Annotated in this window: 2 rRNA genes; both read left to right on the top strand. The window is 55.9% G+C overall.

Going from position 1 to position 1,237, the window contains the following annotated elements:
- Positions 1-1,027 (top strand): 23S ribosomal RNA (locus ACZ7CH_RS40780); the annotation flags it as partial.
- Positions 1,028-1,117: 90 nt separating this feature from the next.
- Positions 1,118-1,234 (top strand): 5S ribosomal RNA (rrf, locus tag ACZ7CH_RS40785).
- The last annotated feature ends 3 nt before the right edge of the window (positions 1,235-1,237 follow it).

The following is a 1,237-nucleotide window of genomic DNA, read 5'->3' on the forward strand; positions in this document are numbered from 1 at the left end:
GGCGAAGCTGAGAACTTAAGCGCCAGTAAACGGCGGTGGTAACTATAACCATCCTAAGGTAGCGAAATTCCTTGTCGGGTAAGTTCCGACCTGCACGAATGGCGTAACGACTTCTCGACTGTCTCAACCGCAGGCCCGGCGAAATTGCATTACGAGTAAAGATGCTCGTTACGCGCGGCAGGACGGAAAGACCCCGGGACCTTTACTATAGCTTGGTATTGGTGTTCGATTCGGCTTGTGTAGGATAGGTGGGAGACTGTGAAGCGGCCACGCCAGTGGTTGTGGAGTCATCGTTGAAATACCACTCTGGTCGTATTGGATGTCTAACCTCGGTCCGTGATCCGGATCAGGGACAGTGCCTGGTGGGTAGTTTAACTGGGGCGGTTGCCTCCCAAAGAGTAACGGAGGCGCTCAAAGGTTCCCTCAGCCTGGTTGGCAATCAGGTGTCGAGTGCAAGTGCACAAGGGAGCTTGACTGTGAGACTGACGGGTCGAGCAGGGACGAAAGTCGGAACTAGTGATCCGGCCATGGCTTGTGGAAGCGTGGTCGCTCAACGGATAAAAGGTACCCCGGGGATAACAGGCTGATCTTGCCCAAGAGTCCATATCGACGGCATGGTTTGGCACCTCGATGTCGGCTCGTCGCATCCTGGGGCTGGAGTAGGTCCCAAGGGTTGGGCTGTTCGCCCATTAAAGCGGTACGCGAGCTGGGTTTAGAACGTCGTGAGACAGTTCGGTCCCTATCCGCCGCGCGCGTAGGATACTTGAGGAAGGCTGTCCCTAGTACGAGAGGACCGGGACGGACGGACCGCTGGTGTGCCAGTTGTTCTGCCAAGAGCATTGCTGGTTGGCTACGTTCGGAAGGGATAACCGCTGAAGGCATCTAAGCGGGAAGCTCGTTCCAAGATGAGGTATCCCACCCTTTGTGGGTTAAGGCCCCCAGCTAGACCACTGGGTTGATAGGCCAGAGGTGGAAGACCGGTAACGGTTGGAGCTGACTGGTACTAATAGGCCGAGGACTTGTTACGAAGACGCTACGCATCCACTGTGCGGTTCTGGAAGAACAACCAGAACCGATCGCGACCCTTGCGGGGTTGCTGGTTGTAATTTCATAGTGTTTCGGTGGTTATAGCGTTGGGGAAACACCCGGTCCCATTCCGAACCCGGTAGTTAAGCCCTTCTGCGCCGATGGTACTGCACTGGTTACGGTGTGGGAGAGTAGGTCGCCGCCGAACTTA

This window comes from Lentzea sp. NPDC037011 (assembly GCF_055607425.1).